The sequence below is a fragment of the Moorena sp. SIO3I6 genome, assembly GCF_010672095.1.
Genome location: NZ_JAAHHU010000895.1, coordinates 1 through 2,004, shown reverse-complemented (window position 1 = coordinate 2,004; position 2,004 = coordinate 1). Strand labels below are relative to the sequence as shown.

At 46.3% G+C, this 2,004-nt stretch carries 2 protein-coding genes; one reads left to right on the top strand and one right to left on the bottom strand.

What is annotated here, in order from left to right; translation table 11 throughout:
- Positions 1-836, top strand: an 836-nt coding sequence (locus F6K49_RS44120) for an ATP phosphoribosyltransferase regulatory subunit (RefSeq protein WP_293108214.1), incomplete at its 5' end; no start/stop codon positions are given.
- 35 nt (positions 837-871) lie between these two features.
- Here the strand turns inward: F6K49_RS44120 and pdhA are convergent.
- A complete protein-coding gene (gene pdhA, locus F6K49_RS44115; protein ID WP_293069158.1) occupies positions 872-1,900 on the bottom strand; it encodes a pyruvate dehydrogenase (acetyl-transferring) E1 component subunit alpha in 1,029 nt (342 codons plus the stop codon).
- Positions 1,901-2,004: the final 104 nt, after the last annotated feature.

Below are 2,004 nucleotides of genomic sequence, written 5' to 3'. Positions count from 1 at the left end.
GTGGGCTGTTGGCAGATGGGGAAATTCTGCTGTTGCTAGCCGATTGTCTTAATAATTTAGGGTTGCAGCAGTGGCACCTGATTTTGGGGGAAGCTCGGCTAACGCGATCGCTTTTGTCTCCCTTCCCTAAACCTATGCAAGAAAAGGTTCGTAAAGCCATTGCCTATCTTGACCGGGTTACCCTAGAAACATTACCCCTATCCCCAGAATTACGGGAACGAGCATTGTTTCTTTTTGACCTAAGGGGAGACCCTGCTGATGTTTTGCAAAAGGTTGCTAGTTTTGATTTAGACTCGTCGGAACACGAGATTGTGACCAATCTCAAATCCCTGGTGGAACTTTTAAATAGTAGTTCCCCTAGCCCCTTACCGATCGTTCTCGACTTGACCTTAGTACAAACCTTTGACTATTACACTGGTATTGTCTTTGAAGTAGTCAGTAGTAGCGAGGGCTCTAGCCGAGTTTTAGGTCAGGGAGGGCGCTACGATCAATTGCTGAGTCTATATCATCCTCAAGGAGAAGCCTACCCTGGAATTGGTTTTTGCCTCAACCTAGAAGACCTTCATTATGTCTTACTTTCCAGTAATCAATTACCCACCCAGACACCAGCTAGTGATTGGTTAGTGGTGCCAGAATTTCCCGAGGCTGAGGCAGTGGCTTTTACCTATGCCCAGAAACTTAGAGATTCTGAGCATTTGGTCAGGGTAGAGATGGATTTAGGGGGACGCTCACCAGCACAAATTAGAGAATACGCCCTGGGTCACGGTATCACCTACATTGCCTGGGTACAAGCCGATGGCACTCCTAGGATTGAGACCGTGACTAAGAAAGTGTGAAGTATTTCATAGTTCACACTTGCTACTTCAGTTAACTAATCCTCAGCAAAAACATAGCGATGTAGTTCGCTAGGGTCAGGTTCAGGACTGGCTTGGGCAAACTCAACTGCATCATTAATGACGTCCTGGATTTTGCTCTCAATGGCTTTGAGTTCTTCGGCAGTAGCTAGATTATTTTCTGTCAGGTAACTTGCCATCTTTTTAATGGGATCGCGAGTTAACCAGAATTCCTTCTCTTCTTTGGAGCGGAGTTCATCGGGGTCAGCCAGAGAGTGACCTCGGAAGCGGTAGGTCAGGGCTTCAATTAGGGTTGGGCCTTCTCCTGCACGAGCCCGAGCGATCGCTTCTTGGGCAACAGTTCTGACAGCCATTACATCCATCCCATCGACTTCTACTCCAGCCATGCCAAATACACTGGCTTTTTTATAAATTTCTGGCTGGGATGTTGCCCGTTCATGAGCCATCCCAATTGCCCACTTGTTGTTTTCCACCACATAGATAACGGGCAGTTTCCAAAGGGCTGCCATATTCAAACATTCAAAGAACTGACCATTATTGCAAGCTCCATCACCAAAAAAGCAAACGGTGACTTGATCAGCACTCTCATCCCCCAAGGCTTCGCGACGGTATTTACTTTGGAAAGCACTACCGGTGGCAACAGGAATTCCCTCAGCTACAAAGGCATAACCTCCTAGGAGATTATGTTCTTGTGAGAACATATGCATTGAACCACCGCGTCCCTTGCTGCAGCCTGTTGCTTTGCCAAATAACTCTGCCATCACTTCCCGTGCTGGCACTCCTGCACTTAAGGCATGGACGTGGTCACGATAGGTGCTACTAACAAAGTCTTCACCATTACGCAACGCCTTGATGACTCCTGTTGACACTGCCTCTTGACCGTTGTAGAGGTGGACAAAACCAAACATTTTGCCCCGATAGTACATTTCAGCACATTTGTCCTCAAAAAAGCGCCCGAGCACCATATCCTCGTAAAGTAGTAATCCTTCTGCGCTAGTAATTGGTATGTAATCCTCTACTTTAGGTAAAGTTCTTTCCTGAGCCATTAATTTGTCCTATACTTGTCCCAACACTATACTGGCATTTAGCCAAACTACTTGTTTAGCCAATTTAAGCAAAGCTATTATAAAGTTTCACTCAAGCCTACAGG